This is a genomic window from Schumannella sp. 10F1B-5-1 (assembly GCF_006517535.1).
Classification (GTDB): domain Bacteria; phylum Actinomycetota; class Actinomycetes; order Actinomycetales; family Microbacteriaceae; genus Schumannella.
Genome location: NZ_VHQH01000127.1, coordinates 1 through 219, shown reverse-complemented (window position 1 = coordinate 219; position 219 = coordinate 1). Strand labels below are relative to the sequence as shown.

1 protein-coding gene is annotated in these 219 nt (G+C 65.8%); it reads left to right on the top strand.

Translation table 11 applies throughout. From position 1 onward, the window contains the following. Nucleotides 1–219, top strand: a 219-nt coding sequence (locus tag FJ658_RS15190; RefSeq protein ID WP_141146218.1) for a hypothetical protein, incomplete at both ends; no start/stop codon positions are given.

The window sequence follows — 219 nt, the reverse complement described above, 5'->3', positions numbered from 1 at the left end:
GAACGTGCTCAAGTACGACGACGTGCTGAACCGTCAGCGCGAGGCGATCTACTCCGACCGCCGTCACATCCTCGAGGGCGACGACCTGCACGACCGCGTGCAGAAGTTCCTCACCGACGTGGTCGGCGAGGTCGTCGAGGAGCACACGGCCGAGGGATCCAGCGACGACTGGGACCTCGAGGCGCTGTGGACCGAGCTGAAGACGCTCTACCCCGTGTC